The sequence below is a fragment of the Streptomyces kanasensis genome (genome assembly GCF_043077165.1).
In the GTDB taxonomy this organism is placed as follows: domain Bacteria; phylum Actinomycetota; class Actinomycetes; order Streptomycetales; family Streptomycetaceae; genus Streptomyces; species Streptomyces changanensis.
In genome coordinates this window covers 296866-321764 of sequence record NZ_JBIBSF010000005.1, presented here as the reverse complement: position 1 = coordinate 321764, position 24899 = coordinate 296866, and the positions used below count along the sequence as shown (strand labels likewise).

At 73.9% G+C, this 24899-nt stretch carries 19 protein-coding genes; 15 read left to right on the top strand and 4 right to left on the bottom strand.

Annotated elements, in window-relative coordinates; genetic code table 11:
- Window positions 1-234 precede the first annotated feature (234 nt).
- Window positions 235-2811: a D-alanyl-D-alanine carboxypeptidase gene (locus ACF053_RS15465; RefSeq protein ID WP_391954351.1), complete on the bottom strand. Its 2577-nt coding sequence runs from the start codon at window positions 2809-2811 to the stop codon at window positions 235-237.
- Between the two features lie 300 nt (window positions 2812-3111).
- Between ACF053_RS15465 and ACF053_RS15460 the strand changes: the two genes are divergently transcribed.
- The 4 genes from ACF053_RS15460 to ACF053_RS15445 all read left to right on the top strand — a co-directional run bounded on the left by ACF053_RS15460 (window position 3112) and on the right by ACF053_RS15445 (window position 7702).
- The gene (locus ACF053_RS15460) at window positions 3112-3846 is read left to right on the top strand and encodes a GOLPH3/VPS74 family protein (RefSeq protein ID WP_391954350.1); all 735 of its coding nucleotides are present in this window, start codon (window positions 3112-3114) and stop codon (window positions 3844-3846) included.
- Window positions 3847-4170: 324 nt separating this feature from the next.
- A complete protein-coding gene (locus ACF053_RS15455; protein WP_391954349.1) occupies window positions 4171-5031 on the top strand; it encodes a helix-turn-helix domain-containing protein in 861 nt (286 codons plus the stop codon).
- A gap of 308 nt (window positions 5032-5339) precedes the next feature.
- A complete protein-coding gene (locus ACF053_RS15450; RefSeq protein ID WP_391954348.1) occupies window positions 5340-5540 on the top strand; it encodes a DUF397 domain-containing protein in 201 nt (66 codons plus the stop codon).
- Between the two features lie 605 nt (window positions 5541-6145).
- Window positions 6146-7702 carry a sodium:solute symporter family protein gene (locus ACF053_RS15445; protein WP_391954347.1) on the top strand — a complete coding sequence of 519 codons (1557 nt, stop codon included), beginning with the start codon at window positions 6146-6148 and terminating at the stop codon, window positions 7700-7702.
- Here the strand turns inward: ACF053_RS15445 and ACF053_RS15440 are convergent.
- The gene (locus ACF053_RS15440) at window positions 7687-8832 is read right to left on the bottom strand and encodes an ADP-ribosylglycohydrolase family protein (protein WP_391954346.1); all 1146 of its coding nucleotides are present in this window, start codon (window positions 8830-8832) and stop codon (window positions 7687-7689) included. The two genes, ACF053_RS15445 and ACF053_RS15440, sit on opposite strands and share 16 nt — an antisense overlap.
- Before the next feature lie 168 nt (window positions 8833-9000).
- Here ACF053_RS15440 and ACF053_RS15435 point away from each other — a divergent pair, with 168 nt between their 5' ends.
- From ACF053_RS15435 to ACF053_RS15425, 3 genes are read left to right on the top strand one after another with little or no spacing between them, the layout of a single operon-like run.
- On the top strand, window positions 9001-10074 hold the full coding sequence (locus ACF053_RS15435) for an ABC transporter substrate-binding protein (protein ID WP_391954345.1): 1074 nt from the start codon (window positions 9001-9003) through the stop codon (window positions 10072-10074).
- Window positions 10074-11210 (top strand): FecCD family ABC transporter permease, encoded by a 1137-nt coding sequence (locus ACF053_RS15430; protein ID WP_391954344.1) that lies wholly within the window; start codon window positions 10074-10076, stop codon window positions 11208-11210. Before ACF053_RS15435 ends, ACF053_RS15430 begins: the two co-directional genes overlap by 1 nt.
- Window positions 11207-12091 (top strand): ABC transporter ATP-binding protein, encoded by an 885-nt coding sequence (locus ACF053_RS15425; RefSeq protein WP_391954343.1) that lies wholly within the window; start codon window positions 11207-11209, stop codon window positions 12089-12091. The genes ACF053_RS15430 and ACF053_RS15425 overlap by 4 nt, the downstream gene beginning before the upstream one ends.
- A 92-nt stretch (window positions 12092-12183) precedes the next feature.
- Here the strand turns inward: ACF053_RS15425 and ACF053_RS15420 are convergent, their stop codons facing one another.
- Window positions 12184-12981, bottom strand: a complete 798-nt coding sequence (locus ACF053_RS15420; protein WP_391954342.1) for a helix-turn-helix domain-containing protein — start codon at window positions 12979-12981, stop codon at window positions 12184-12186.
- 530 nt (window positions 12982-13511) lie between these two features.
- Between ACF053_RS15420 and ACF053_RS15415 the strand changes: the two genes are divergently transcribed.
- The 5 genes from ACF053_RS15415 (at window position 13512) to ACF053_RS15395 (ending at window position 19650) form a co-directional block, all read left to right on the top strand.
- A complete protein-coding gene (locus tag ACF053_RS15415; protein WP_391954341.1) occupies window positions 13512-14183 on the top strand; it encodes an HAD family hydrolase in 672 nt (223 codons plus the stop codon).
- Between the two features lie 31 nt (window positions 14184-14214).
- Window positions 14215-15189 carry an L-tyrosine/L-tryptophan isonitrile synthase family protein gene (locus tag ACF053_RS15410; protein WP_058941798.1) on the top strand — a complete coding sequence of 325 codons (975 nt, stop codon included), beginning with the start codon at window positions 14215-14217 and terminating at the stop codon, window positions 15187-15189.
- Window positions 15186-15983 carry a TauD/TfdA dioxygenase family protein gene (locus tag ACF053_RS15405; RefSeq protein ID WP_391954340.1) on the top strand — a complete coding sequence of 266 codons (798 nt, stop codon included), beginning with the start codon at window positions 15186-15188 and terminating at the stop codon, window positions 15981-15983. The genes ACF053_RS15410 and ACF053_RS15405 overlap by 4 nt, the downstream gene beginning before the upstream one ends.
- A 40-nt stretch (window positions 15984-16023) precedes the next feature.
- Window positions 16024-17796, top strand: a complete 1773-nt coding sequence (locus tag ACF053_RS15400; RefSeq protein WP_391954339.1) for an NAD(P)/FAD-dependent oxidoreductase — start codon at window positions 16024-16026, stop codon at window positions 17794-17796.
- A gap of 351 nt (window positions 17797-18147) precedes the next feature.
- The gene (locus ACF053_RS15395; RefSeq protein ID WP_391954338.1) at window positions 18148-19650 is read left to right on the top strand and encodes an FAD-binding oxidoreductase; all 1503 of its coding nucleotides are present in this window, start codon (window positions 18148-18150) and stop codon (window positions 19648-19650) included.
- 196 nt (window positions 19651-19846) lie between these two features.
- Here the strand turns inward: ACF053_RS15395 and ACF053_RS15390 are convergent, their stop codons facing one another.
- Window positions 19847-21346, bottom strand: a complete 1500-nt coding sequence (locus tag ACF053_RS15390; RefSeq protein WP_391954337.1) for an MFS transporter — start codon at window positions 21344-21346, stop codon at window positions 19847-19849.
- Between the two features lie 394 nt (window positions 21347-21740).
- Here ACF053_RS15390 and ACF053_RS15385 point away from each other — a divergent pair, with 394 nt between their 5' ends.
- Genes ACF053_RS15385 through ACF053_RS15375 form a run of 3 tightly spaced genes read left to right on the top strand, consistent with a single transcriptional unit; the run spans window position 21741 to window position 24891 of the window.
- On the top strand, window positions 21741-22052 hold the full coding sequence (locus ACF053_RS15385) for a hypothetical protein (RefSeq protein WP_391954336.1): 312 nt from the start codon (window positions 21741-21743) through the stop codon (window positions 22050-22052).
- Window positions 22049-24394: a heavy metal translocating P-type ATPase gene (locus tag ACF053_RS15380; protein ID WP_391954335.1), complete on the top strand. Its 2346-nt coding sequence runs from the start codon at window positions 22049-22051 to the stop codon at window positions 24392-24394. The genes ACF053_RS15385 and ACF053_RS15380 overlap by 4 nt, the downstream gene beginning before the upstream one ends.
- Window positions 24391-24891 carry a copper chaperone PCu(A)C gene (locus tag ACF053_RS15375; protein WP_391954334.1) on the top strand — a complete coding sequence of 167 codons (501 nt, stop codon included), beginning with the start codon at window positions 24391-24393 and terminating at the stop codon, window positions 24889-24891. Before ACF053_RS15380 ends, ACF053_RS15375 begins: the two co-directional genes overlap by 4 nt.
- Window positions 24892-24899 lie beyond the last annotated feature (8 nt).

The window sequence follows — 24899 nt, the reverse complement described above, 5'->3', positions numbered from 1 at the left end:
GGCTCCCTGGTCCGACCTTCTTCGACTGCTTCGACCTGCTCGGGCCCGGTCCATCCGCTCCCGACCTGCTCCGGTCGCTCCGTACCTGCTCCGGACCGGATTGACCCTGCTCCGGACCCGGTGCGGGCCGCTCCTGATCGGGGTTCGGCCCGCTCCTGGCCGGGGGTTCGACCTCCCGGGCGGGACGCGCTCAGGGCGCCCCGGTGGTCCGGGACGCCCTGGCCGCGTGGTGCGTCAGCCGATCCGGGTGAGCTTGGCGCCGAAGCCGGGTTCCGCCAGGTCCTCCCGGAGCGCGACCGGGACGCTGACCCGGCCCTCGCCGGAGCCGACGGCCAGCTCGCCGACGACCGTCCCCCCGGCCGCCGTGTGCGGGACGGCCTTGCCGCCGTCCGTGAGGATCAGGTCGACCTCCAGCCCGGCCCAGCCGACCGGCTTCAGGTCCTTCGTGGCGACGACCGGCGTACGTCCGCCGAGGCCGTCGTCGACGTACCCGACGACGTCGCCCTTCTTCACGACCGCCGCGGACGTGACGCCCTCCTTCGCGGCGTCGATGAGGCCGCGGCTGAACGTCTCGACGGCCAGCTTCGTCTTCTCGGAGAGCAGCGCGGGCGACTTCACGTTCATGACGATGCCGAGGACGCGCCGCACCTTGCCGTCGACCACCGTGTTCGCGGACCACAGGAGGTTGCCGCCGGCCGGGGTGGACGTGCCGGTCTTGACGCCGGAGATGCCGGGCTGCAGCAGGAGGGTGTTGCCGTTCTCCAACTGCCGGCCGATCTGCGGCAGGGTCACGTTCGGCATGTCGACGATCTCGCGGAACGCCGGGTCCTTCATCGCCGCCTTGGCCAGCTTCAGCTGGTCGACCGGGGTGGAGACCGTGCCCTTGTCGAAGCCGCTCGCGTCCGTGTACGTCGTGTTCGTCATGCCGAGGTCCTTGGCGGTGGTGTTCATCTTCTTGATGAACGCCTCCTCGGACCCCGCGTCCCAGCGCGCCAGCAGGTGGGCGACGTTGTTCGCGGACCGGATCATCAGCAGCTGGAGCAGTTCGCCCTGCGTGTAGACCTGCCCCTTCTTGACGGGGGCGACGGACCAGTCGGGGTTGCTCGCCTGCTCCTCCGTCAGCTGGTCGATCTCGATCTTCGGACCGGCGCTCTTGCTCTTGATCGGGTGGTCGCGCAGGAGCACGTACGCCGTCATCGTCTTGGCGACGCTCGCCATCGGCGCGGGCTTCTGCGGGCCGTACGTGCCGATCAGGCCGACGCCCTCGACCTCGACCGCGCCCTGGCCCTCGGTGGGCCACGGCATGGCCAGCTTCCCGCCACCGAAGGTGTACGTGGGCTCGGCGGAGAGGCTCAGCGACGGGGCGGGCAGCGGCCGCAGCATCTGTACGACCGCAAAGACGATCACCAGCAGGAGGACGAGCGGGGACCAGATCTTGACCCGGCGCACGAGCGTCCGCACCGGCGTCTCCGGCGGGGGCGGCGTGTTCGTCAGCTCCGCCAGGAGGTCCAGCGGCGGGAGCGGCGGCATGGGCTGCTGCTTGGTGCGCTCGGCCTCGGCGAGGGACGCGGGCGGCGCGGGCGTCTCGGCGGTGATCTCGTTCGGGGCGGCGGCACGCGGCGGCACGGTGGACGCCGCCCCGGCGGACGCCGTCGCCTTGCCGGACGTGGCCGTGTCGGAGGCCGTCGTGTCGGAGGCCGTCGCCCCGGCGGACGCGGTCGCCTTGTCGGAGCCCGTCGACTTGCCGGACGTCGCCTTGTCGGACGCGGTCGCCGTGTCGGAGCCCGTCGCCTTGTCGGACGCGGTCGTCTTGTCGGGCGTCGGCCCGGCGGACGTCGCCGTGGCGCGGGCCGGCGTCTCGGGGGTGGCGCGCTTGGGCGCGGCGGGGCGTACGTCGTCGGTGCGCAGCGGCACGAACGTGCTCGGCCGCCCGTCGGACTCGTCGTCGGCGTCGACACCGGCGGTGTCCGTGCCGGTGTCGACCTCACCGTCGGCGTCGGCGGTGTCGCGGGTGCCGCCGGTGGCCCACTTGGGGGCGGTCCTGCCGGCGGGGGCCTCGTCCGCGTCCTCGCCCGCCGGGGCCTCGCCGTTGCCCTGCGCGGGGGCCGTCGTGGCCGTCGCGGCGGCGGGCTCGTCGTCCGACGGGGTCTTCCCCGGGGACGCCGGGGACCTCGGCGTGAGCGCCTTGAGCGCGGTCGTGGGCTGGTCGACCCGCGCGGCGGGCTTCCGGACGGTGCTGAAGACCGCGGTGGGCTGGTCGACACCGCGCTCGGCTGTCGCCGCCGGGGCGGGTTCCTCCCGCTCGTCGTCGTCGCGGTCACCGTCGCCGTCGCGGTCATCTCCGTCGCCGTCACCGCCGGCGCGCGCGTCCGGAGCGGCCTCGGTGGCCCCGGCCTCCGCAGCGGCCGCGTCGGCCTCGGACTCGGCCTCGTCGTCGGCGGTGTCCGCGGCGGTCGGCTCCGCCGCCGTCTCCGGGGTGTCGGCACCGGCGTCGGCACCGGCGTCGGTGTCGGCCGGGGTCCTGGAGTCGGCGGCTTCGGCGGTGTCGGCGGTGTCGGCGTCCGACGACTCCCGCGCCTCGGGCACGGTCGCGCCCCCGGCGGCGGTGGAGCGCCCGGCGGCAGCCGTACGCTCCCCGGCGGACCCCTCCGGCGCGTCCGACGCGGCAGCCACGCCCGAGGGCTCCGCCCGGTCGGCCGCCGCCTTCGCCGTGTCGGACGATCCCGCCCCGTCCCGTGCCGGCTCCCGCGACGGCCCCGGCTCCGGCTCCGTCGGCTTCGGCGCCTTGAACACCGCGGTCGGCTGGTCCACCCCAGCCGGCCTCGCGCCGGTCCGCGCGTCACCGAAGGCGGCGAGCCGCGGATCGCGACCGCCCGCAGCCGTCTCCCCCGGAGACTTCCGCTGCTCCGACTTGTCGGGGGACTCGCCCGCCACCGTGCCTCCAACCAACGCGTTGTCCGAACCGTGTACCAGTGTCCTGTGTGAGCCCCTGGGCCCCCGTGCTAGACGAGAACGACATACCTGCCGGTTCCCGCACGAAGCACCCAGGCGCTCTCGACAGATGAATGTGAGAGGGGTCACCCTGTCATTCATCCACGCGGGGAGGCATGGATGGGCAGGAGCCGCAGAACACTTCCGGAGGAGCTTCTGTTGCTCGCTCTGGACCCGGCCACGGGTACCACAGCGCAGCCGCAGTCGCTCGACCTCGGCCTCGCCGGAGCACAGCTAGTGGAGCTGGCTCTGGCAGGACGGATAGCCCCTGACGGGGATCGTATCGCCGTGGTGATGCCACGGCCGACAGGAGATCCGACGCTGGACTCCGCACTGGAACTGCTGCGCAGACGCGGCAGCCCGGTACGGGCGGTCCACTGGATAGGCGGACCCCGACTGGGGTTGCGTCAGACGTACCTCTCGCACCTGGAGCGCTGCGGCATGGTCCACGCCGTGGAGAGCCAGATGTGCGGGGTGCTGCCGACGACGCGCTACCAGGCGACGGACACCGCCATCAGCCGGGAGATAAGGTCCCGGCTGGACAGCGCGATCCGCACCGGCGTACCGCCGGACCCGCGGACCGCCGCCCTGGCCGCGCTCGCGCACGCGGTCGGCCTGGGCAAGCACCTCTACCCCGGCAACGAGGGGCGTTCGTCGCGCTCCCGCCTCCGGGACCTGATCCGGCACGACCCGATGGGCGGCCTCGTGGCGCACGCCGTGATGGACGTCCAGAACGGCGTCGGCGCTCCGCCGCGCCGCCCGCCCGCCCCGGGGGGTCCAGGCCGGCCGGCCGACGCCGTCCCGATGCGGACGGCGTCGCACCCCGGGCCCATGGCCCGCGTCGCCGCGCGCTGAACCACCGGCACCACACGCACCACCCGCACGCACCACCCGCGCCACCGCCCGTACGCGGCACCACCGCCCGTACGCGGCGCCCCGGCCCGGGAGCGACACCACGTACGCCCGCACCACCGCACGTCCACCGCACCGGCGTCCCACACGGCCCGGTCGGGAGTCGCACGGGTGCGCGGGGCGGCCCGCACGGCCGTCCCGCGCGTTCGCGTTCGCTCACCCGTGTGGCAATTCTCCAGCGCCGCACGCCCTTTGGTGGCAGTCTGCTGAGCAGTAGATACGCAGAGCAACGCCAGCTACAGCCAGGCAGCCGGAGGTGCAGTTCCCGTGGCGTCCAATGTCAACCCCACCGTCAGGCGACGCAGACTGGGCATGGAGCTCCGCCGGCTGCGCGAGCAGAAGGGCATGACGGCGGAGGAGGTCGCCGAGCGGCTGCTCGTCTCCCAGTCGAAGATCAGCCGGCTGGAGAACGGCCGCCGCTCGATCAGCCAGCGCGACGTGCGGGACCTGTGCGGGGTGTACGAGGTCGAGGACCGGCGGATCGTCGACTCGCTCATGCAGATGGCGAAGGACTCGCGGCAGCAGGGCTGGTGGCACGCGTTCGGCGACATCCCGTACAGCGTGTACATCGGTCTGGAGACCGACGCCGCGTCGCTGCGCGTCTACGAGCCGCAGATCGTGCCGGGGTTGCTCCAGACCCGGGCGTACGCGGAGGCCGTCATCAACGGCGCGCTGCCGGAGGCGCCGGTGTCGGAGATCGACAAGCGGGTCAACGTCCGCACGCGCCGCCAGGACCGCGTCCACGACGTGGAGAAGCCGCTGCGCCTGTGGGCGGTGATCGACGAGTCGGCGCTGCGCCGGGTCGTCGGCGGCCGGGACGTGATGGTGGAGCAGCTGGAGTCGCTGATCGAGCTGTCGCACCTGCCGCACGTGACGGTGCAGGTGCTGCCGTTCGACATGGGCGCGCACCCCGGCATCAGCGGGCACTACGCGATCCTGGAGTTCCCCGACGCGACGGACTCGTCGGTCGTCTACATCGAGGGCGTCACCAGCGACCTGTACCTGGAGAAGCCGAACGACGTGCAGCGGTACAGCGTCATGTACGAGCACCTGCGCGCGCAGGCGCTGGGGGTGGAGCAGACCCGGCAGTTCGTCGCGGGGGTGGCCAAGGACCACGCCGAGAGCTGAGCCGGGGGGCCGGGGCCGCGTCGCGGTGCCACGGAGCCGCGCGGCCCTGCGGCCCGACTGCCCGCAGGCGCCGGGCTCCCCGGGCCGAATGTCGGGGTTCGTCCGGAAACAACCGATCCGACAGTACGAGGATCGGCACGGTACACCTCCACCGACTGCCGGCGGTAGACCGGACGGGAACATGCCATCCGGATGAGTGAACGGCCGCCCCGGACCGGGAGGGTGGGCGAGTAGCGTCGATCACGCCAGCCTGACGGTTGGCGCGACTCCTGCCAGCCAGCACCAGCCAGAACCGGAGTGAACACATCATGGCCATTATTCAGGGCGCCACGGACACCTGGACGAAGTCCTCCTACTCCGGCGGGAACGGCGCGTGCGTCGAGGTCAAGTCCCCCGCCGTCGCCTCGATCGCGGTCCGCGACTCCAAGGTGCCCGCGGGCCCCTCGATCGCCTTCGTGCCGGGCGCGTGGAACGCCTTCGTCCGCGAGGTGGGCACCGGCTCGCTCTGAGCCGCATCCCTTCCCGCCCCCCACGTCGCGGCGGAGCCCTCTCGACTGGTCCGCCGTCCCCGGCCGAGAGGGATCGGGCCCACCCGCGACGACGCCCCCCCACTCCGCGCCCCCGCTTCTTGCCGGTCCCTTTTCCGGACCTTTCTGTGAACTTGGTCGACATACCGGTCAGTACCCGGCAGTGTGACCTCCGAGCACGAGCCGCCGGTCCCCGCCTCCCCGCCACGGACCACGGCGTACGAGCCTGCCCTCCTCCTCTCCACGGCCGCACGGGACCCGCATCCCGCGCGGCCGTCGCCATGCGCGCACGCTGCCGCGGCGCGGGCGCGCCGGCCCGCGCGCACGGGCGCCGACGGCCCTGACGAAGCGTCCGGTCATCGTCCGACGCCCCCCGCGCCGCCGACAACGGGCCCGAAGGTCAAGAACCGGCCAAGACGTTCCAGGCAGTGACCGCCGTTCATGTCCGTGACCCGGAAGGGTCTTGACCGCTTGCCCGCACGGACGGTTCAATCCCCGAAAGCCCCGCTCCCGCACGGGGTGCCGCTGGTCCGCACCGTACTGACGAAGTGCCGTGGCGTTCACAAGGCGGACCCCTGGAGGGGGCAATGAACAGTCTCGACTGGGCCGTGCTCATCGGCTACTTCGGCGTGATGGTGGCGATCGGGCTCTGGTCCCACAAACGCATCGACGACGTCGGGGACTTCTTCACCGCGGGCGGCCGCATGCCCTGGTGGCTCTCCGGCATCTCCCACCACATGTCCGGCTACAGCGCCGTCATGTTCACCGGGTACGCGGGCATCGCCTACACCTACGGCGTCACCTCGTACGTCACCTGGTCCTTCCCGATCGCCGTCGGCATCGCCATCGGCGCGCGGCTCTTCGCGCCCCGGCTCAACCGGCTCCGCTCCCGGCTGCGCGTCGCGTCGCCGCTGGAGTACCTGAAGAACCGGTACGACCTGCGCACCCAGCAGGCCCTCGCCTGGTCCGGGGTGCTGCTGAAGATCGTCGACGTCGGCGCGAAATGGGCCGCCATCGCCACCCTGCTCTCCGTCTTCACCGGCATCTCCCTCAACCAGGGCATCCTCATCACCGGTGTCGTCACGGGCGTCTACTGCACCGTGGGCGGGCTGTGGGCCGACGCGCTCACCGAACTCGGCCAGTTCGTCATCCAGTTCCTCGCCGGGATCGCCATGCTCGTCGCCGTCCTCGCCGAACTCGGCGGCCTCAGCGCGCTGTGGACGGTGTGGGACCGGCCCGAGCTCCAGGGCCACGCGGAACCCACCGCCGGGCCGTACACGATGACCTTCCTGCTCGCGTACCTCTTCATCAAGACCTTCGAGTACAACGGCGGCATGTGGAACCAGGCGCAGCGCTACATGGCGACGCCCAGCGCCCGGGAGGCCACCCGCTCCGCGTGGCTGTCGGCGGCGCTGTGGCTCGTCTGGCCGCTCGTCCTCTTCTTCCCCATGTGGTGCGCGCCCCTGCTGGTCACGCCGGAGAAGGCCGACGCCTCCGACGCGTACGCGCTGATGACCGGCGAGCTGCTGCCGCACGGCCTGCTCGGACTGGTCGTCGTCGGCTTCTTCTCCCACACGATGGCGATGTGCTCCTCCGACGCCAACGCCATCGCGGCCGTCTTCACCCGGGACATCGCCCCCGTCCTGTCGAAGGCCGCGCGCGGCTGGTCCCACCGGGCGGCGCTGCTCGCCGCCCGGTGGTCGACCGTCGCGTTCCTCGCGCTGTCGATGGGCATCGCCACCCAGGTCGACTCGCCCGCCTTCAAGGACATCATCACCGTCGTCATCAAGTGGGTGGCCGGGCTGATGGGGCCCATCGCCATCCCGTTCATGCTGGGTCTGCTGCGGCCCTTCCGCCGCTCCGGCCCGACCGCCGCGCTGGTCTCCTGGGCCGCCGGCCTCTTCGCCTTCTGGCTCACCAACTACGGCCTCGACGGCGTCGAACTGCAGATCCAGATCGTGTCGCCGGTCGCCACGTCCCTCGTCCTGTTCGTCCTGCTCGGCCACTTGAAGCCCGAGGACACTCCCGAACGGGACGCCGTGCTCGACCGGATCAACACCGAGGCCGACGGCTCCGACACCGGTCGTCCCGACACCGGGACCCCCGGCGCGGGCTCGCCGGCCGCCGCTCAGCCGCGCGGGTAGCGGGCCAGCCAGCCCGGCGACGCCGCCGACGGGCCGTGCAGCGCCGGGCCCTGCGTCATCTCCAGGGCGAAGTCGTCGGCCAGCTCCAGCAGCGTGGACCGCCCCTCCAGCTCGGCCAGCCAGGCCGGCGGCAGGGCGGTCTCGCCGTGCAGCGCCCCCAGCAGGGCGCCCGCGAGCGCGCCCGTCACCTCCGACGGGCCGTCGTGGTTCACCGCCAGGCGCAGCCCGTGCGGTACGTCCTCGGCGACCAGCGCGCAGTACACGGCGATCCCCAGGGCGTCCTGCGCGGTCTCCCCGTCCGTGTCGCCCAGCGACGCGATCCGGTCCGGGGTCGGCACGCCCTCGCGCACCGCGGCGACCGCCCGCTCCAGTGCGGCGGCCACCGGCTCGTGGCCGGGCCGCTCCGGCAGCTGCGCCAGCGCGCCGCGCACCGCCGACTCCACGTCCAGGCCGCGCGCCACCCCGTGCACCACCACCGCGTACGCGCCGGCGGCCAGGTACGCCGCGGGGTGGCCGTGCGTCTGCGTGGCGCACTCCACCGCCAACTGGCACACCAGGTGCGGCTCCCAGCCCACCAGCAGCCCGAACGGCGCCGACCGGACCAGGGCGCCCGCGTCCCGGGCCGCCGGGTTCTTCGGCGCGGCCAGCGTGCCGAGGACCTCGTCGCCCAGCCCCGTCAGACAGGCGCGCGGCGGATCGCGGCGGGTGTACAGCCACTCCTGCGCGGCGAGCCAGCCGTTGTCCTTGCGCCGCTCGTCCGGGCCCCAGTCGCGCTGGGTCGCCGCCCACCGCAGGTAGGCGCGGTGCAGGTCGGTCGGCGGGTGCCAGGCGCCGGTGTCCCGGCGCACCTGGGCGCGGATCAGCCCGTCGACGGTGAACAGGCCGAGCTGGGTGGCGTACGTGACGGCGCCGCGCCGGCCGTGGGCGGGCGCCAGGTCCGTGAGCCCGTCCGCGCCGTGCAGCTCGCGGATCGCCTCGACGGGCAGGCGCGCCACGCCCGCGCCGAGGGCGTCCCCGATCGCGCCGCCCAGCAGGCAGCCCCGCACCCGGGCGCGGAAGTCCTGCTGTTCGGCCCGGCCCCAGACGGTCGCCGCTGTGGTACTCACCGACAGGCCCCTCCCCCGCGACATGGCTCCGGCGCAGCACTGTAATCGAACGGGTGCCGGCCGCCGAGGGCCGTCCGCGCAGCAGGACGACGGTTATTCGCCGCGCGCCGGGAACTCGCACGGGCGATCCTCCGACTACCTGTCCGGGGTCGTTTTCGGCCCGCCTCGGAAAGACGGAGTCAGGAGTTCTTCATGCAGCGTCGTTTGTGGTGCGGTACCGCCGCCCTCCTGGCGTTCGCCGCGGTCGGCTGCGGGGCCGCCGACGACGTGTCGAAGAAGCCGGCCGCGGCCGGCGGCGCGGGCGGGGCCGGCTACCCCGTCGAGGTGACCGACTGCGAGGGCGGGAAGACGACGTTCACGGCGGCCCCGGAGAAGATCGTCACGAGCAACGCCTCCAGCCTGGAGCTGCTGCTGCGCCTGGGCGTGGGCGACAAGGTCGTCGGTACCGGCTTCCCGCCCGCCAAGGGCGCCCTCCCCGCCGAGCTGGACGCCCCGGCGCAGCGGGTGAAGGTCCTCAGCGACAGCGTCATCCCCAAGGAGAAGCTGCTCGGCTCCGGCGCCGACCTCTACATCGACACCTTCGCCTCGGTGAACCGCGGCGGCCACGGCATGGGCGACGTGCCGACGGAGAAGGAGTTCGAGGCCGTCGGCATCAGGCACGTGTACCTGAAGTCGACCGCCTGCGCGGGCTCCGCGAAGGGGCCCGTCACCGACCTCGGCAAGGTGACGGAGGACATCCGGACGCTCGGCGCCGTCACGGGTACGTCCGCGAAGGCGACCGCACTCGTCGACGGGATGAACCGGAAGGTCGACGCCGTCCGGAAGGCCGTCGGCGAAACGCCCGAGAAGGACCGGCCCACCTACTTCCTCTTCGACTACGACGCCGGCACCAAGCAGCCCATCGCGGTCTGCAACCGGCAGATCGCCAACGCGGTGATCTCCCTGGCCGGGGCGCGGAACGTCTTCGCCGACTGCGACGCCACGTTCAAGCCGGTCGGCTGGGAGGACGTCGTCGCGGCGGACCCGGACTGGATCCAGCTCGCCGTCCGCAACCGCGGCAGCGCCGCCGCGACGGAGAAGGCGTACGACGAGGCCCGCGCCTGGCTGCGGGGCAACGCCGCGACCAGCGGGCTGAAGGCCGTCAAGGAGGACAGGTTCCTGAGGATCGGGTCCGAGGTCACGACCATCGCGGGTGTGCGGAACGCCGACACCGTGCACCGCATCGCCGCGACCCTGTACCCCGGCAAGGTGAAGGCCGACCGCTGATGCCCACGAAGGAGGCCACGGCCGGGCCCCCGCCCGCAGCCGGGGAGCCGGCGCCCGGGCGCCCCCCGGGGAAGGACACCGCGCAGACCGCGGAGAAGGCGACCGGCGTACGCCACGTGCCCGCCGGGCTGCTCGCGGCCGTCCTCGGCGCGGCGCTGATCGCCGCGCTGACGTTCGCCGTGGCGTGGGGGTCGACGGACATCGCGCCCCGCGAGGTGTGGTCCGTGGTGCTGCGGCGGCTCACCGGCGAGGCGCCCCGGCCCGGCACCTCCGACCTGATCGTCTGGCAGCTGCGGCTGCCGCGCGCCCTGCTGGCGGCCGTGGTCGGCGCGGGTCTGGGCCTGATCGGGACGGCGGTGCAGGCGCTCGTGCGCAACCCGCTCGCCGACCCGTACCTGCTGGGCATCTCCAGCGGCGCGTCGCTGGGCGCGGTGGGCGCGCTGGTGCTCGGTCTGGGCGCGGGCGGCGCGCTGGGCCTCGGGGTGTCGGGGGCGGCGTTCGCCGGGGCCCTCGGCACGTTCGCGCTCGTCTGGCTGATCGCCCGGCGCGGAGGGAGCTTCTCGCCCCTGCGGCTGGTGCTCGCCGGGGTGGGCATCGGGCAGTTCCTCACCGGGTTCACCAGCTACCTGGTGCTGCGGGCCGGCGACGAACAGGAGACGCAGGGCGTGCTGTTCTGGCTCATGGGCAGCCTCGGCGGGGCGAGCTGGGACACGCTGGCCGTGCCGGCGCTGGCCGTGCCGGTGGCGCTGCTGCTGCTCCAGGCGCGGTCCCGGCCGCTGAACACGATGATGATGGGTGACGAGACGGCCGCGGGCCTCGGCGTGAGCCCGGCCCGGCTGCGGCGCGAGCTGTTCGTGGTGACGAGCGTCCTGACCGGGATCCTGGTCGCCGTGTCCGGGGCGATCGCCTTCGTCGGCCTGATGGTGCCGCACGCGTGCCGCCTCCTCGTGGGCGCCGACCACCGCCGGCTGCTGCCGGTGTCGGCGCTGTTCGGCGCGGTGCTGCTGGTGGTCGTCGACCTGGTGTGCCGCGTCGCCCTGGACGGGGAGGAACTGCCGGTGGGCGTCGTCACCTCGCTGATCGGCGCGCCCGCGCTGCTCTACCTGCTCGACCGGCGGCTCGGGAGGACATCGTGAACGTCTCCGTCGAGGAGTTGAGCGTCGCCTACGCGGGCCGGGCCGTCGTGTCCGGTGTGCACCTCGTCGCGGGCGAGGGCGAGATCGCGGGCCTCGTCGGCCCGAACGGCAGCGGCAAGTCCAGCGTCCTGCGGACCGTGTACCGGCACCTGAAGCCGGCGGCGGGCCGGGTGCTGGTCGGCGGCCGCGACGTGTGGGACCTGTCGCCGGTGCAGGCGGCGCGGCAGGTGGCCGCGCTGCCGCAGGAGCGGACGAGCGACTTCGAGCTGACGGTCGGCGACATCGTCATGATGGGCCGCACCCCCTACAAGGGGCCGTTCGCCGGGGACAGCGCCACCGACCGGGCGGTGGTGGCGCGGGCGCTGGCGCAGGTCGGCATGGCGGAGGCGCGGGGCCGGTCGTTCTCGGCGCTGTCCGGCGGCGAGCGCCAGCGGGTGCTGCTGGCGCGGGCGTTGGCGCAGGACCCGGACGTGCTGGTCCTGGACGAGCCGACGAACCACCTCGACGTGCTGCACCAGGTGGAGCTCCTGGCGCTCCTGCGCGAGCAGCGCCGCACGACGCTGGTGTCGCTGCACGACCTGAACGCCGCGGCGTCGGTCTGCGACCGGCTGCACGTGCTGCACCGGGGGCGGGTGGTGGCGTCGGGGACACCCCACGAGGTGCTGACGCCGGAGCTGCTCGCCGAGGTGTTCGGGGTGCGGGCCGCCGTGGTGGAACACCCGCTGACGGGCGATCCGTTGATCGCTTTCGACCACCGTTCACCGGCCGGGGCAGCGGCCGGGACGGTGGCCGGGGACGTCTCCGCGCCGGCGGCCCGGCCGGCGGCGGCGCCCCCGGCCGGTCCCCCTCCGGGAGTGACGGAACCGGAGAGGGTGCCCTGACGGGCGGCGAGGGGCCGCCCTTGGCAGAGGGCGGCCCCCCGGGGACCGACGGAGAGAGGGAGGAGGTGGACGGGGTGAACGGTGACGCGGAGCTACGCGGTGTGCCCGGTGGGCGCCCCGTCCAGCGCGCCCGCGGCGCGCGCCCTCATGGTGGCCAGGACGTCGTCGCGGTGGTAGAAGACGCGGCGGCCGTTCTTGTGGCGGCGCCAGCGGTGGGTGTTGGCCAGCCAGTACACCGTGCCGGAGGCGATGCGCCAGCCGGCGGAGATGTCCTGGGCGGTCAGCCCGACGGGTCCGCGGCCGGGGCGCGTGGGCGCCTCGTGCAGGGTGTGCCACAGGTCCGGCGTCCAGGTGTGCCCGCGCTCGACGGAGCACGTGATGGCCGCCCGGCCCGACGGGGCGCCGGAGCCGAGGTGCGCGACGAGCGTGCCGTGGCAGCCGGGCCGTACGCACGGGCCGATCACCATGTGCCGGTCGCTGCGACCGGACAGCTCCGACCAGGCGGACTTGACCAGTTCGTCGGTCTCGGTCACGAGGTCCCCCGCCGCCTCGTGCCCGGCCAGCCAGCCCGCGTGGTGGCTGAGGAAGGCGAGGAGCGCCACGGTGTTGCGGGTCGGGGCCTGCACCCCCCGTTCCTCCCGGACCACCGCCGCCCAACTCGCGAGCACGCCGCGTATTCGGTCTCTGAGGTCCACGGCGTGGGTGTTGAGCGGGATGCCGGGTGCGCCGCGTTCCCTCACCCGCTCGACCACCCCCCGCGAGGACCTCGACGAGGTGAGGGAGTGCGTCAGCTCGTTGTACAGCTCCCCGAGCGCGACCAGGTTCCTGGTGATCCGCCGGGGGGTCACCCGGGTGCTCGGGCTATAGGCGGGAATAGCGGCACATGGCATGGGGCATCCTCTGCAGGCGTATGACGACGGCATCAATGAGCCTGAGGGTCCCCACTACCAGGTCGATACCATTCCGTTCCCGCCCGCCGGCGGCGCCGGTCGGCCCTTGACAAAAACCCCCGCACGCCAAGAAGATGGGCTCCAGGTTGGTGTTTCATGCCCGCTTCGGGCAGCACCTCCGGGGGGCTTCGCGTTTTCCGCGTAAACACCGCGTAAAGCGATGATGAACCGCGCTCCTCTGAAATGCAATGCGCTCATCCGCCCAGCTCAGCTGGGTTGTTCGGCATGCCCAGGGGCACCCTCGGCACCTTTCGCCCTTCCCCGGCACGACGCCCCCCACGGTCCCACCCGGCGGCACCACGTCATCGGCGCGCCCCTTTGACGTGCACCCGCGGGGCGGTTCGATCTCCGTGGCCGGAAACAGCCGTACGAGCGGTATTGGTAATTCCGCCGCCACCCCGCACCCCCATCGAGGAATTGAGGCCGACATCACTACGCGCACGGAAACCACGGAAACCGGCCTGCGATCCGTGGACACGGTCCTTTTCGATCTCGACGGCACCCTGGTCGACACGCTCGACGACATCGTCCGCGCGGTCAACGCCGCGCTGCGCGCCCACGGCCTGCCCGTCCTGACCCACCCGGAGGTCCGCAGCCGCGTGGGCGAGGGCGGCACGGCGCTCGTCGACGCCTCCGTCCGCGCGTCGGGGCGCGACGTGGGGCCGGCGGTCGTGGCGCGGGCGCAGGAGGCGTACCTCACGGGGTACGCCGCCTCCCCCGCCGAGGAGTCCCGGCCGTACCCGGGGGCGGTGGAGCTGCTGTCCCGGCTGCGGACCGCGGGGATCCGCACCGCGCTGTGCACCAACAAGGCCGGCGGCGTCACGCACGCCCTGCTTGGGGCGCTCGGCCTCGACGGCGCGTTCGACGCCGTGGTGACGGGGGACGACCCGGTCGGCCGCAAGCCGTCGCCGGAGCCGTTGCACCACGCGCTGAAACTGGCCGGCGGCTCGGCCGGCCTGATGGTCGGCGACAGCAGGCACGACCTCGCCGCCGCGGCGTCCGCCGGGATGCCCGCGGCATGGGTCGACTTCGGGTACGGCCGACCCGACCCCGGGCAGGCGCCCGACTTCGAACTGCCCAGTCTCGACGCGCTGGAGGCCGCGGCAGGCGCCGCCGGCATCCGACTGCGCGCCACCCGATGACCGCACCCACCCATCCCTCAAGGAGGGAACGATGTCCGGTTCACCCGCGGATGAGATACTCCGTCTGGTCTTCTCTTTCCGCCGTCTCGCCCACGGTGCCGCGGCCGACTGCGCCGCCGGAGGCTGCGAGCAGTGCTTCGCGCTGCACCGGCCCAAGGTCGAGCACTTCATCGAACAGGGCGTTCCCGTCCACTTCGTGATCCCGGCGTTCCCGGCCAAGTCGCCGAACCCGGAGAAGGTCCTCGGCACCCTGCCGGACATGGCCGAGCGCGTCTCGTTGGAGTTCCTCCAGGAGCTGTGCGACTACACCCGCCACTACTACGAGCCGGGCGCCCGCATCACCATCTGCTCCGACGGCCACGTCTTCAGCGACCTCGTCGGCGTCGGCGACGCGGACGTGGCGACGTACGGCGTCGAGCTGGAGACGCTGCTGCAGGCGATCGGCGCCGACGCGATCAACACCTACGGGCTGCAGGACGCCTTCCCGGGCTTCCCCTTCGACGAGCAGCGCGCCATGCTCACCAGCCAGTACGCGGTCCCCGTCGAGGACGTCCGCGCCCGCGCCCTGAAGGAGCCGGCCGCGCGGAACATCTTCGGCGGCATCCACCGCTTCCTCTTCGAGGACCGGATGGCCACGACCACCGGCCGCAGCCGCAACAGCGTCCGCGAGGAGACCAAGTCCCTCGCCTACCACGTCATCCAGCGCAGCGACGCGTGGAGCAACCTCGTCGAGGACTTCTTCCCCGAGGCGCTCCGCCTCTCCATCCACCCGCAGGTCAGCCACTCCCAGAAGATCGGCATCCACATGATGCGGACCCGGGACAACTGGCTGACCCCCTGGCACGGCGTGGCGCTCGACGACGGCGAGGGCGTGCGCCTGGTCAAGCGCAGCGAGGCCGAGCAGCTCGGCGCGACGCTCGTCCGCCGCGGCGGCCGGGACAGCCACTACATCGCACCGGACGTCTCGTCGTCCCTCAAGCCGCTCATCGAGGAGGTCGCTTCATGACCGCGTACACCGTCACCGCCCTCAAGCCCTTCGGCGCCGTCGTGGAGGCCCGGGAGCCGGGCACCGACCTGGGCGACGTAGACCCGGCGGCCGTCCGGGCCCTGGTCGGCGAGCACCGCGTCGTCGTGCTGCGCCGGTTCCGCACCTGGACGCACAAGGACGACCTGGTCGCCTACGCCCGGCGCTGGGGCGACCTGCTGTCGTGGAACTTCGGCGAGGTGCTGGACCTGGAGGTGCACGCCGACCCGAAGGACTACGTCTTCACCCCCGGCGAGGTGCCCTACCACTGGGACGGCGCCTTCGCCGAGATGACGCCCACGCACCAGATCTTCCAGTGCGTCCGCGCCCCCGCCAAGGGCACCGGCGGCCGCACCACCTTCTGCGACACCACCATGGTCCTCGACGCGCTCCCCGCCGAGCTGCGGGCCCGGTGGGAGGCGCTGGAGATCACGTACCGCAAGGAGAAGACGGCGCACTACGGGGGCCACATCACGGCCCCGCTGGTCCAGCGCCACCCGCACACCGGCGAGCCGGTCGTGCGGTACGCGGAACCGCTGGACCCCGAGAAGTTCCTCAGTCCGCTCTTCCTCGACGTCGAGGGACTGCCGGAGGGGACCGACGCGGAGGACTTCTTCGCGGACATCCGGGAGCGCCTGTACTCCCCGGACGTCATGTACGAGCACGCGTGGGAGGACGGCGACTTCGTCGTCACGGACAACCACGCGCTGCTGCACGGCCGTACCCCGTTCACCCAGGGCTCGCCGCGCCACCTCCGGCGCGTGCACGTCCTGTGAGCGCGACACGCACCACCAGGCTGACGAGAGGCGAGTCTTGATGCGACCGTACTACGACGTTGTGATCATGGGTGGCGGACCGGGCGGTGCGACGCTCGCCGCGCTGCTCATGCGACAGGGCGGGCTCAGCGTCGCCGTGTTCGAGAAGGAGGAGTTCCCCCGCGAGCACATCGGGGAGTCCTTCGCGCACCCCCTGATACCGGTGCTGGAGGAGAGCGGGGCCCTGGAGAAGGTCCTGGCCAGCGACTGTTGGGTGAAGAAGTTCGGCGGGATCTTCCAGTGGCGGGGCGAGGACCCGCACGTGGCGTTCTTCGACCACGACAACACCGTCCGGGACGGGGCGCACCGCTGGGCGGTGCACGCCAACCGCTCGGAGTTCGACGCGATCCTGCTGGACCACGCGCGGGACTGCGGCGCCGAGGTCTTCGAGGGCGTCTCGGTCTCCGACTGCTCGCCCCTGGCCGACGGCCCGGGCCAGGAGGTGACGCTGAAGGACGGCCGCACGGTGCGCGCCGGCTACTTCGTCGACGCCTCGGGCCGACGCAACAGCGTCGTCACGAAGAAGAAGCGCGAGTGGCTCTCCGGCTACCGCAACATCGCCATCTGGCAGCACTACCTCGGCGGGAAGCCGACCCAGTCGCTGGAAGGCGACTGGAACATCTTCCGCGAGCACGACATGTCCCCGATCGGCTGCTTCGCCTTCCGCGACGGCTGGTGCTGGTACATCCCCGTACCGAAGATCATCGACGGGGAGCGGGTGGTCACCCACTCGATCGGCATCGTCACGGACCCGGGGATCCTCAAGCAGCCGGGCACCGACTTCACCGACGCGGAGGTGTTCCTCCGCACGATCAAGGAGGTGCCGAAGCTCAAGGAGCTGATCGGGGACATCCGCCCGGTCGGCGACAAGATGCTGACGGCGACCAACTACTCGATGATCAACGACCGGTTCGCGGACTTCGACGGGCGCTGGATCCTGCTCGGCGACGCCTCGTACTTCGTCGACCCGCTCTTCTCCTCCGGCGTCGCCTTCGCCACCAACCAGGCGCGCGCCGCCGCCGCCCTCATCCGCCACTCCAGCGGCTCGCAGATGAGCGAGGAGGAGCTGCGCGGGCTGTGGGAGGACTACGACACCGAGTGGCACGGCATGGCGTCGTCGTTCGCGCTCTCCATCGACCAGTGGTACCACGCCATCGGCAAGGACAACCCGGAGAGCGTCTACTGGAACAGCCGCGGCACCGAGGGCCCGGCGGGTCCGAGCCACGAGAAGACGTTCCAGGCGCTGCTGAACACGGCGTTCACGCCGGACCTCCTCCAGGTGCTGGCGCAGGGCGAGGGCCTGGCCGGGCTGCGCGTGGACGGGCCGTTCATGACCGCCTTCGCGAAGGCCAACGCGCTGGAGCTCACGGCCGACACGAAGGTCTCCCTCAAGGAGGGCGTGGCCGTCCTCCAGGGCCCGGCGCTGGACATCCCCGGCTTCAAGGCCGCCATCCCGCCGAACCCGGACCTCGTGTCGGAGGAGGAGCAGCAGGCCATCAAGGCGTACTGGGAGGACCCGGTCCGCAACGGCCACCTCGTCGAGTCGCCGCTCGACCGGCCGCTGGACTGCCACCGGTTCCACATCCCCGGTGACCCCGAGGCGGTGCAGGTGCGCGGCCTGGACGAGCGGGACGGGGCGGCGGACCTCTGGGCGCGGCTCCGCGGGGGGCCCGTGCTCTGGAGCGAGCTGGTGCAGGACCTGCACGAGGGCCAGGAGCGGCTCCTCAAGCGGCTGCTGCACGCCGGGATGCTGGAGCTGGGCGACCACGCCTGACCCGGCCCTTCCCGGCACGGCCCGTACCCGTGCCGGCGCACCGCACAGGCGCCGGCACGGGTACGGGCGCGGGGCGCGGGCGCGCGCTGCGGGTGCGGCGCGGGTACGGGCGCGGGTCGCTCCCGCTGGCACCGGCCGCTCCACCCGCACCGCGTACGCCCCGCGCCACCAGAACCGCCTGCACCAACCGCAGCACCACCTGCACCACCCGCGGCCCCGGCCGCGGTGAGGAAGACACGGCACCATCCGCGCCACCGTCGCCCGTCCCGCCCCGGGGGCCTTCCGCCCGCCGCGGGCGGGGCGGGCGGCGGCGCGCGGCCATCCAGACGTTCCAGCAGAGGTGAGGGTCGCATGGGCCAGAACAGCACGGCGGGCGAGGACAGAGCGGTCGCGCGGTGGCGCGACGTCCTCGGGCCCGATGCCATCGCGTACGACGAGGACGCCCTCGCGGCGGCCTCCCGCAACACGTCGGCGTTCACGCCGCGCCGCGTGGTGGCCGTGCTCCGGCCCTCCGAACCCGACCAGGTCGAGCGCGTCGTGCGGATCGCCCGCGAGGAGAAGGTGCCGCTCCACCCGTACAGCACCGGCCGCAACTGGGGCCTGGGCTCCCGACTGCCGGTGCGGGACGGCTGCGCGCTGCTCGACCTGTCCGCCATGAACCGCATCCGCGCGGTGGACAGCGCCGGACGGTACGCGGTCGTGGAGCCCGGCGTCACCCAGCTGCAGCTCGCCGACCACCTCGCCGAGCACGCCCCGGACCTGGTGGCCAACGTGACGGGCTCGTCGCCCGACTCCTCCGTGCTCGGCAACCTCCTGGAGCGCGGCACGGGCTTCCGCCGGCACCGCGCGGAGGAGGTGCGCGGCCTGGAGGTCGTCCTCGGCACCGGCGACCGCATCCGCACCGGCCTGTGGGCGGGCGAGGGCACGCGGCAGCTGCACCACTACCCGTACGGGATCGGGCCCTCGCTCGACGGGCTGTTCGTCCAGTCCAACCTGGGCGTCGTGACCGCCGCGGTCGTGGACCTGCTGCCCCGTCAGGAGCAGCTGCGGCTGCTGATGTTCACCTGCTCCGAGACGGCGCTGCCGGGCGTGGTCGACGCGGTGCGCGGGCTGTTCCTGCGCGGCACCGTCCGGTCCATCGTGCACGTCTTCAACGACAAGCGGATCCTCGCCATGACGCGCAGCGACCGCGTGCCGACCTGGACCGGCGCCGTGGCCGTCGACGGCACCGCCGCGCAGGTGGACCTGGCCGTCGACGACATCACGACCACCCTCGGCGCCGAGGGCGCGGCCGTACGGGTGGTGGGCGCGCAGGACGCCGCGGCCCCGGACGCCGACCCGATGGTCGCCGCCATGTACGACGTGCACTCCGGACGGCCGACGACGGCCTTCCTCCAGGGGCTCTACCAGTCCGTGCCCGGCGCGGCGGTCCCGACCGACCTCGACGTCCTCGACGACACGACGGTCGGCTACCTGGCCTGCATGCCGGTGGCCGCGGTCGACGGACGGACGGTCGCCGACCTCGTGGCCCTGGTCGAGAAGACCTGCGCGGACCACGGCCTCGTGCCCGCCATCGCCGTCAACCCGACGGGCCCGGACTACCTCGAGTCGGTCGTCAACCTGTACTTCGACCGCACCGACCCGGCGCAGGAGGAGGCGGCCCGGGCCTGCAACACCGAGCTGCACGAGCGGCTGTACGCCGACGGCTTCCGCTTCTACCGCGTCGGCGTGGAGACGATGGCGACCCTCACCGCATGGGACACCGCGCCCTGGGACGCCGTGGCCCTGCTGAAGGACGCCCTCGACCCCGACGGCATCCTCTCCCCCGGCCGCTACGCGCCCCTGCGCCCGTGACGCCCACCGGCCCGCGCCGCCGGGAGGTGACGCGGGCCGGGACACCGGCGCGGGCCGGGGAGGCGGCGCGGGCCCGCGCGTCCGGGCGGGTCGTACGGCGGGGGTGGCGCCCCGCCGGAGCGCCCACCGCCGGACGCCCGACCGGACGCCCGACCGGCGTCCGCCGCCCGGCGTCCGGCGCCCGCCCGGCGTCCGCTCAGCGTCCGGCCGGCACGCGGTCCGGCGCCGGGGCCGCTGCGGCCCGCCCTCCGGGGCCGCCGCCGGACGGCCCGGCGGCCCGGCGGCGGGTGGCGAGGAGCAGCACGCACACCCAGGCCGCGCCCGCCGAGACGGCCAGCGCGTACCGGGCGCCGTGCGCGGAGCCCGCGAGGCCCCACGTGGCGCCGGCGAGCGCCGGGCCCATGGCGAAGCCGAGGCTGCGGGAGAGCTGCACGAGGGAACCGGCGATGCCGACGGCCCGCGGCGGCGCCGCCGTCATCACCAGCGTCTGCGTCGGCCCGCCGTACAGGCCCATGCCCGCGCCGGCGAGCGCCAGCCGCCAGGCGACGTCCACCTGGGTCCAGTGGTCGCCGCTGAGCGCGAGCAGGGTCAGGCCGACCGCCGTGACCGAGGCGCCGGCGAGGGCCGTGGGCCGGGGCCCGAAGCGGTCGGCGAGGCGCCCGCCGACGGGGCCCATGAGCCCCATGGCGAGGGGGAAGGCGAGGACGGTGAGCCCGGTGGCGGTGGCGGACAGGCCGCTGTCGTCCTGGAGCCGCAGCGCCACCACGTAGTGCATGGCCGCGAAGCCGGCGGCCAGGGAGAACACCGCCCCGTACACCCCGCCCACGCCGGAGGCGCGCACCACGTCGAGGACGGGGCGGGCGGCGGGCCGGCGCGTCCACCACACGATCGGCGGCACCGCGGCGAGGCCCAGCAGCAGCCAGGCGGGGACCGCCGGCGCGAGGGTGAGGCCGAGGAGGAGCGCGGCGACGGCGCTGCCGACGAGCGCGGCGTCGACGAGGGGCTGGCGGCCGGGGGCGGTCAGTCCGCCGCGCCTCGGCAGGACGCGGACCACGACGAGCAGGGCCACCACGCACACGGGGATCTTGACGAGCAGGACCGCCCGCCAGCCGAACGCGTCCAGCAGGACACCGCCGACGGCGGGTCCGGTGACGGCGCCCAGCGGGCCGAGCGTGGCGGGCACGCTCATCGCGCGGCCGCGCACCGACGGCGGCACCGCGCGCATCACCAGGACGGGCATGAGGACGAACAGCAGGGCCCCGAAGGTGCCCTGGGCGATCCGGGCGACGGCCAGCCACGCCATCCAGGGGGCCAGCGCCGCGAGCATCCCGCAGAGGGTGAACCCGGATATCGCCAGGAGCAGCGCGGACCGGAGCCCGACCCCGCCGCCGCCCTTCCCCGCGCCGTCGCCGCCGCGTGCGCCGCCGTCCAGCCAGCGGCCCGCCGGCAGCAGCATCGACACGACGGCGAGCTGGTAGCCGAGGACCGCCCACTGCGCCATCGACGGGGAGACGTCCAGGTCGGTGGATATGGTGGCGAGGGCGATGTTCACGACGTTCATATCGAGCATTGCCGTGAAGGACAGGGCGCCCGCGATGGCGACGAGGATCCACGGACTGCGGTCACCCGTTAAGGGGTTCCCCGGCTTGTCGGGCGGCTGCTGGTCCGGGGCGGGTTCCTGTCCGTGGTGCGGCATTGCTGGGTCCTTTCACGCCCGCCGTGCGCCGGGCTACACCCTTATGGTCGCAGGTGGTTGGGGGTGGGTTCCCGGGCGGCGGGCGCGGGCGTACCGGAAGCGGACGGCCCGCCTTCGCGGTGCGGCCGAAAAACGGCGGAGGCTTTCTCCAGGTAGTCGGCCCGCGGCCCGCGTGGGTTCCCGGGGCGGAACGGGAGAATGCTCACGTGTGGCATTGCCGCCGAGCCGGGTGGATTCGGCGCGCATTCGTGCCAGCATGGATTCCCGGGCCGCGGGAAATCGCCACTCTCCCAGGCGCGGCCCGTCCCTTGTCGGCCCGTCAGCCGCGTGTCCGGGCCATCCCCCGTACCGGGATTCGCGGCTGGCGGGCGCTTCTGTGCAGGAGCGGAACACCATGAAGGATGCCCAGCCCGAACAGGCCGCGGCCGACCGCCCCACCGACGCCGACCACCCCGGGGCCGGCCGCCCCGCCGACGCCGTGGCCGACCGCCCCGGGGCCTCGCGGCCGCGCGGTCCGCTGCTGGGCCTGAGCGGGTTCCTGGCGCTGCTGGTCGCCCTGCTGGCGGTGTCGTACACCGTCGGGTCGTTCGCCGGGCCCGTCGCCCCCGGCCTCCACCCCGGCGACAGCCGGCCCGCCGACATGCCCGGCGGCGGGGACGGCGGCGGGATGGACATGGGCGGCATGGACATGGAGGAGAGCCGATGACCGCGCCCGGACCCGTGGCCGACGCCACGACCACCACCGACCTCGTCATCGGCGGCATGACGTGCGGTGCGTGCGTCGCCCGCGTCGAGAAGGGGCTCGCGAAGCTGGAGGGCGTCGTCGCGTCGGTCAACCTCGCCACGCACACCGCCCGGGTCACGCACCCGCCCGCCTACACCGTCCCCGACCTCGTCGCCGCCGTCGAGCGGTCCGGCTTCACCGCCGAACTGCCGGAGCCGCCGAAGCCCGAGGACGGGACCGGGGCCGACCGGCAGGAGCGGCGCGACCAGGAGGCCGCCGCCGAGGACGCCGAACAGCGCCGGCGGCTGATCGTGACGGCGTTCCTCGCGGTGCCCGTCCTCGCCCTCTCCATGATCCCCGCCCTGCAGTTCAGCAACTGGCAGTGGCTGTGCTTCGCGCTGGCCGCGCCGGTCGCGTTCTGGAGCACCTGGCCCTGCCACGTGAAGGCGGTCCGGGGGCTGCAGCACGGGGCGTCCACGATGGACACGCTCGTCTCCCTCGGCACCGTGGCGGCCTTCGCCTGGTCGACGTACGCGCTGTTCTTCGGCGGCGCCGGGCAGCCGGGCATGACGATGCCGTTCACGCTGCTGCCGTCGGCGTCCGCGGGCGTCGCCCACATCTACCTGGAGGCGGCGGTCGCCGTCCCGCTGTTCGTGCTGACCGGGCGGTACCTGGAGGCCCGGGCCAAGCGCGGCACCGGCGCCGCGCTGCGGTCACTGGCCGAGCTGGCCGCCAAGGAGGTCTCCGTACGCTGCCAGAAGTCGGGGCGCGAGCGCCGCGTCCCGATCGACCAGCTGCGCGTGGGTCAGGTCTTCGTCGTGCGGCCCGGTGAGAAGGTCGCCACCGACGGCGTGGTCGTGGAGGGCAGTTCGGCCCTCGACCTGTCGCTGGTGACCGGGGAGAGCGACCCCGTCGAGGTCGGCCCCGGCTCCCCCGCCGTGGGCGCCGCCGTCAACGCCGGCGGTCTGCTGCTGGTCCGGGCGACCGCGGTCGGCGAGGACACGCAGCTGGCCCGCATCACCAAGCTCGTCACCAACGCCCTGGCGGGCAAGGCCCGGGCGCAGCGCGTCGCCGACCAGGTGGCCGGGGTGTTCGTCCCGGTGGTGCTGGCACTGGCCGTGACCGTGCTGGGCTTCTGGCTCGGCGCCGGCGCGGACGCCCAGGCGGCCGTGACGGTCGCCGTGTCCGTGCTGGTCGTCGCCTGCCCGTGCGCCCTGGGCCTCGCCACCCCGACGGCGCTGCTCGCGGCGACCGGGCGCGGCGCCCAGCTGGGCATCCTCGTCAAGGGTCCGCGCGCGCTGGAGTCACTGCGCGCCGTCGACACCGTGGTCCTGGACAAGACCGGCACGCTCACCACCGGCAAGCTGCACGTCATCGCGGTCACCCCCGTCGACGACGCGGACGGCGGCGAGGGCGCGGGCCCGTCGCCCGTCCACGCGGTGCTCCGGCTGGCCGGCGCGGTCGAGCAGGGCTCGGACCACCCCCTGGGCCGCGCCATCGCCGGGTACGCGCGGCGCACCCTCGGCGAGGACGCGCTGCCCCCGGTCGCCGACTTCGCCTCCACCACCGGTGTGGGCGTAGCCGGCCGGGTCGACGGCGTACGGGTGGAGGTGTGCGCCCCGGGGGACGAGGTGCTGCCCGAGCCGCTCGCCGCCGCGCTCGCCAAGGCCGAGAGCGGTGCGCACACCCCGGTCCTGGTCAAGGTGGACGGCTCCGCCCGGGCGCTGATCGCGCTGGGCGACACGCTGCGGCCGGGCGCGTACCGCGCCGTGGAGCGGCTGCGGCGGCTCGGGCTGCGTCCGGTGCTCGCCACCGGTGACCGCGAGGCCACGGCCCACGCCGTCGCCAAGGAGCTCGGCATCCCCGCGGCGGACGTGCACGCCCGGTGCACGCCGGAGGACAAGGCCGCGCTGGTGGCCGGGATGAAGGGCGAGGGCCGCCGGGTCGCCGTCATCGGCGACGGCGTCAACGACACCGTCGCCCTGGCCGGCGCCGACCTGGGCATCGCCATGGGCAGCGGTACGGACGCGGCGATCGGCGCGGCCGACGTGACGCTGGTCCGGGAGGACATCGAGGCCGTCGCCGACTCCGTCCTGCTGGCCCGCCGCACGCTCGGCACGATCCGGACCAACCTGGTGTGGGCGTTCGGGTACAACGCCGTCCTCATCCCCCTCGCGGCGACCGGCTGGCTCAACCCGATGGTGGCGTCCGCCGCCATGTCGGTCAGCTCGGTGATCGTCGTGACCAACAGCCTGCGGCTGCGCGGGTGGCAGCCCCGCCGCCCGGCCGCGGCCGCGCGCAGGACGACGGAGGCACCCGCATGAGGGCCCTGGTACGCCGGGTCGAGAACGTCCTGCCCGCGGTGGCCGCGGCCGTGGCGAGCGCGATCGCGATGGGCGGGCTCACCGCCTGGACGGCGGCCGGCGCCGCCGGCACGCCCGCGGAGCCGGAGGTGACGCACGCGCGGCTGCTCCAGCCGTTCCCCGGCCGGGAGTCGACCGCCGTGGTGTTCACCATCACGAACGGGGGCAACGCCACCGACCGGCTGACGGGCGTCAGCTCCCCGGCCGTGACCGAGGCGATGCTCGCGCAGGACGCGGACGCGGGCGAGGCGGCCGCCAAGATGCAGATGATCGCCTCCGTGGAGGTCCCCGCCGCAGGGACGCTGGAGATGACCCCGTACGGCACGGACGTGATGGTGAAGCTGCGCGAGCCGGTCCGGCTCGGCCAGCGGATCCCCTTCACGCTCCACTTCGAGCAGAGCGGCGACGTCCGCACCGAGGCGCTCGTGGTGCGCCACTCGGAGTGGTCCTACCGCTGACCGGTCGC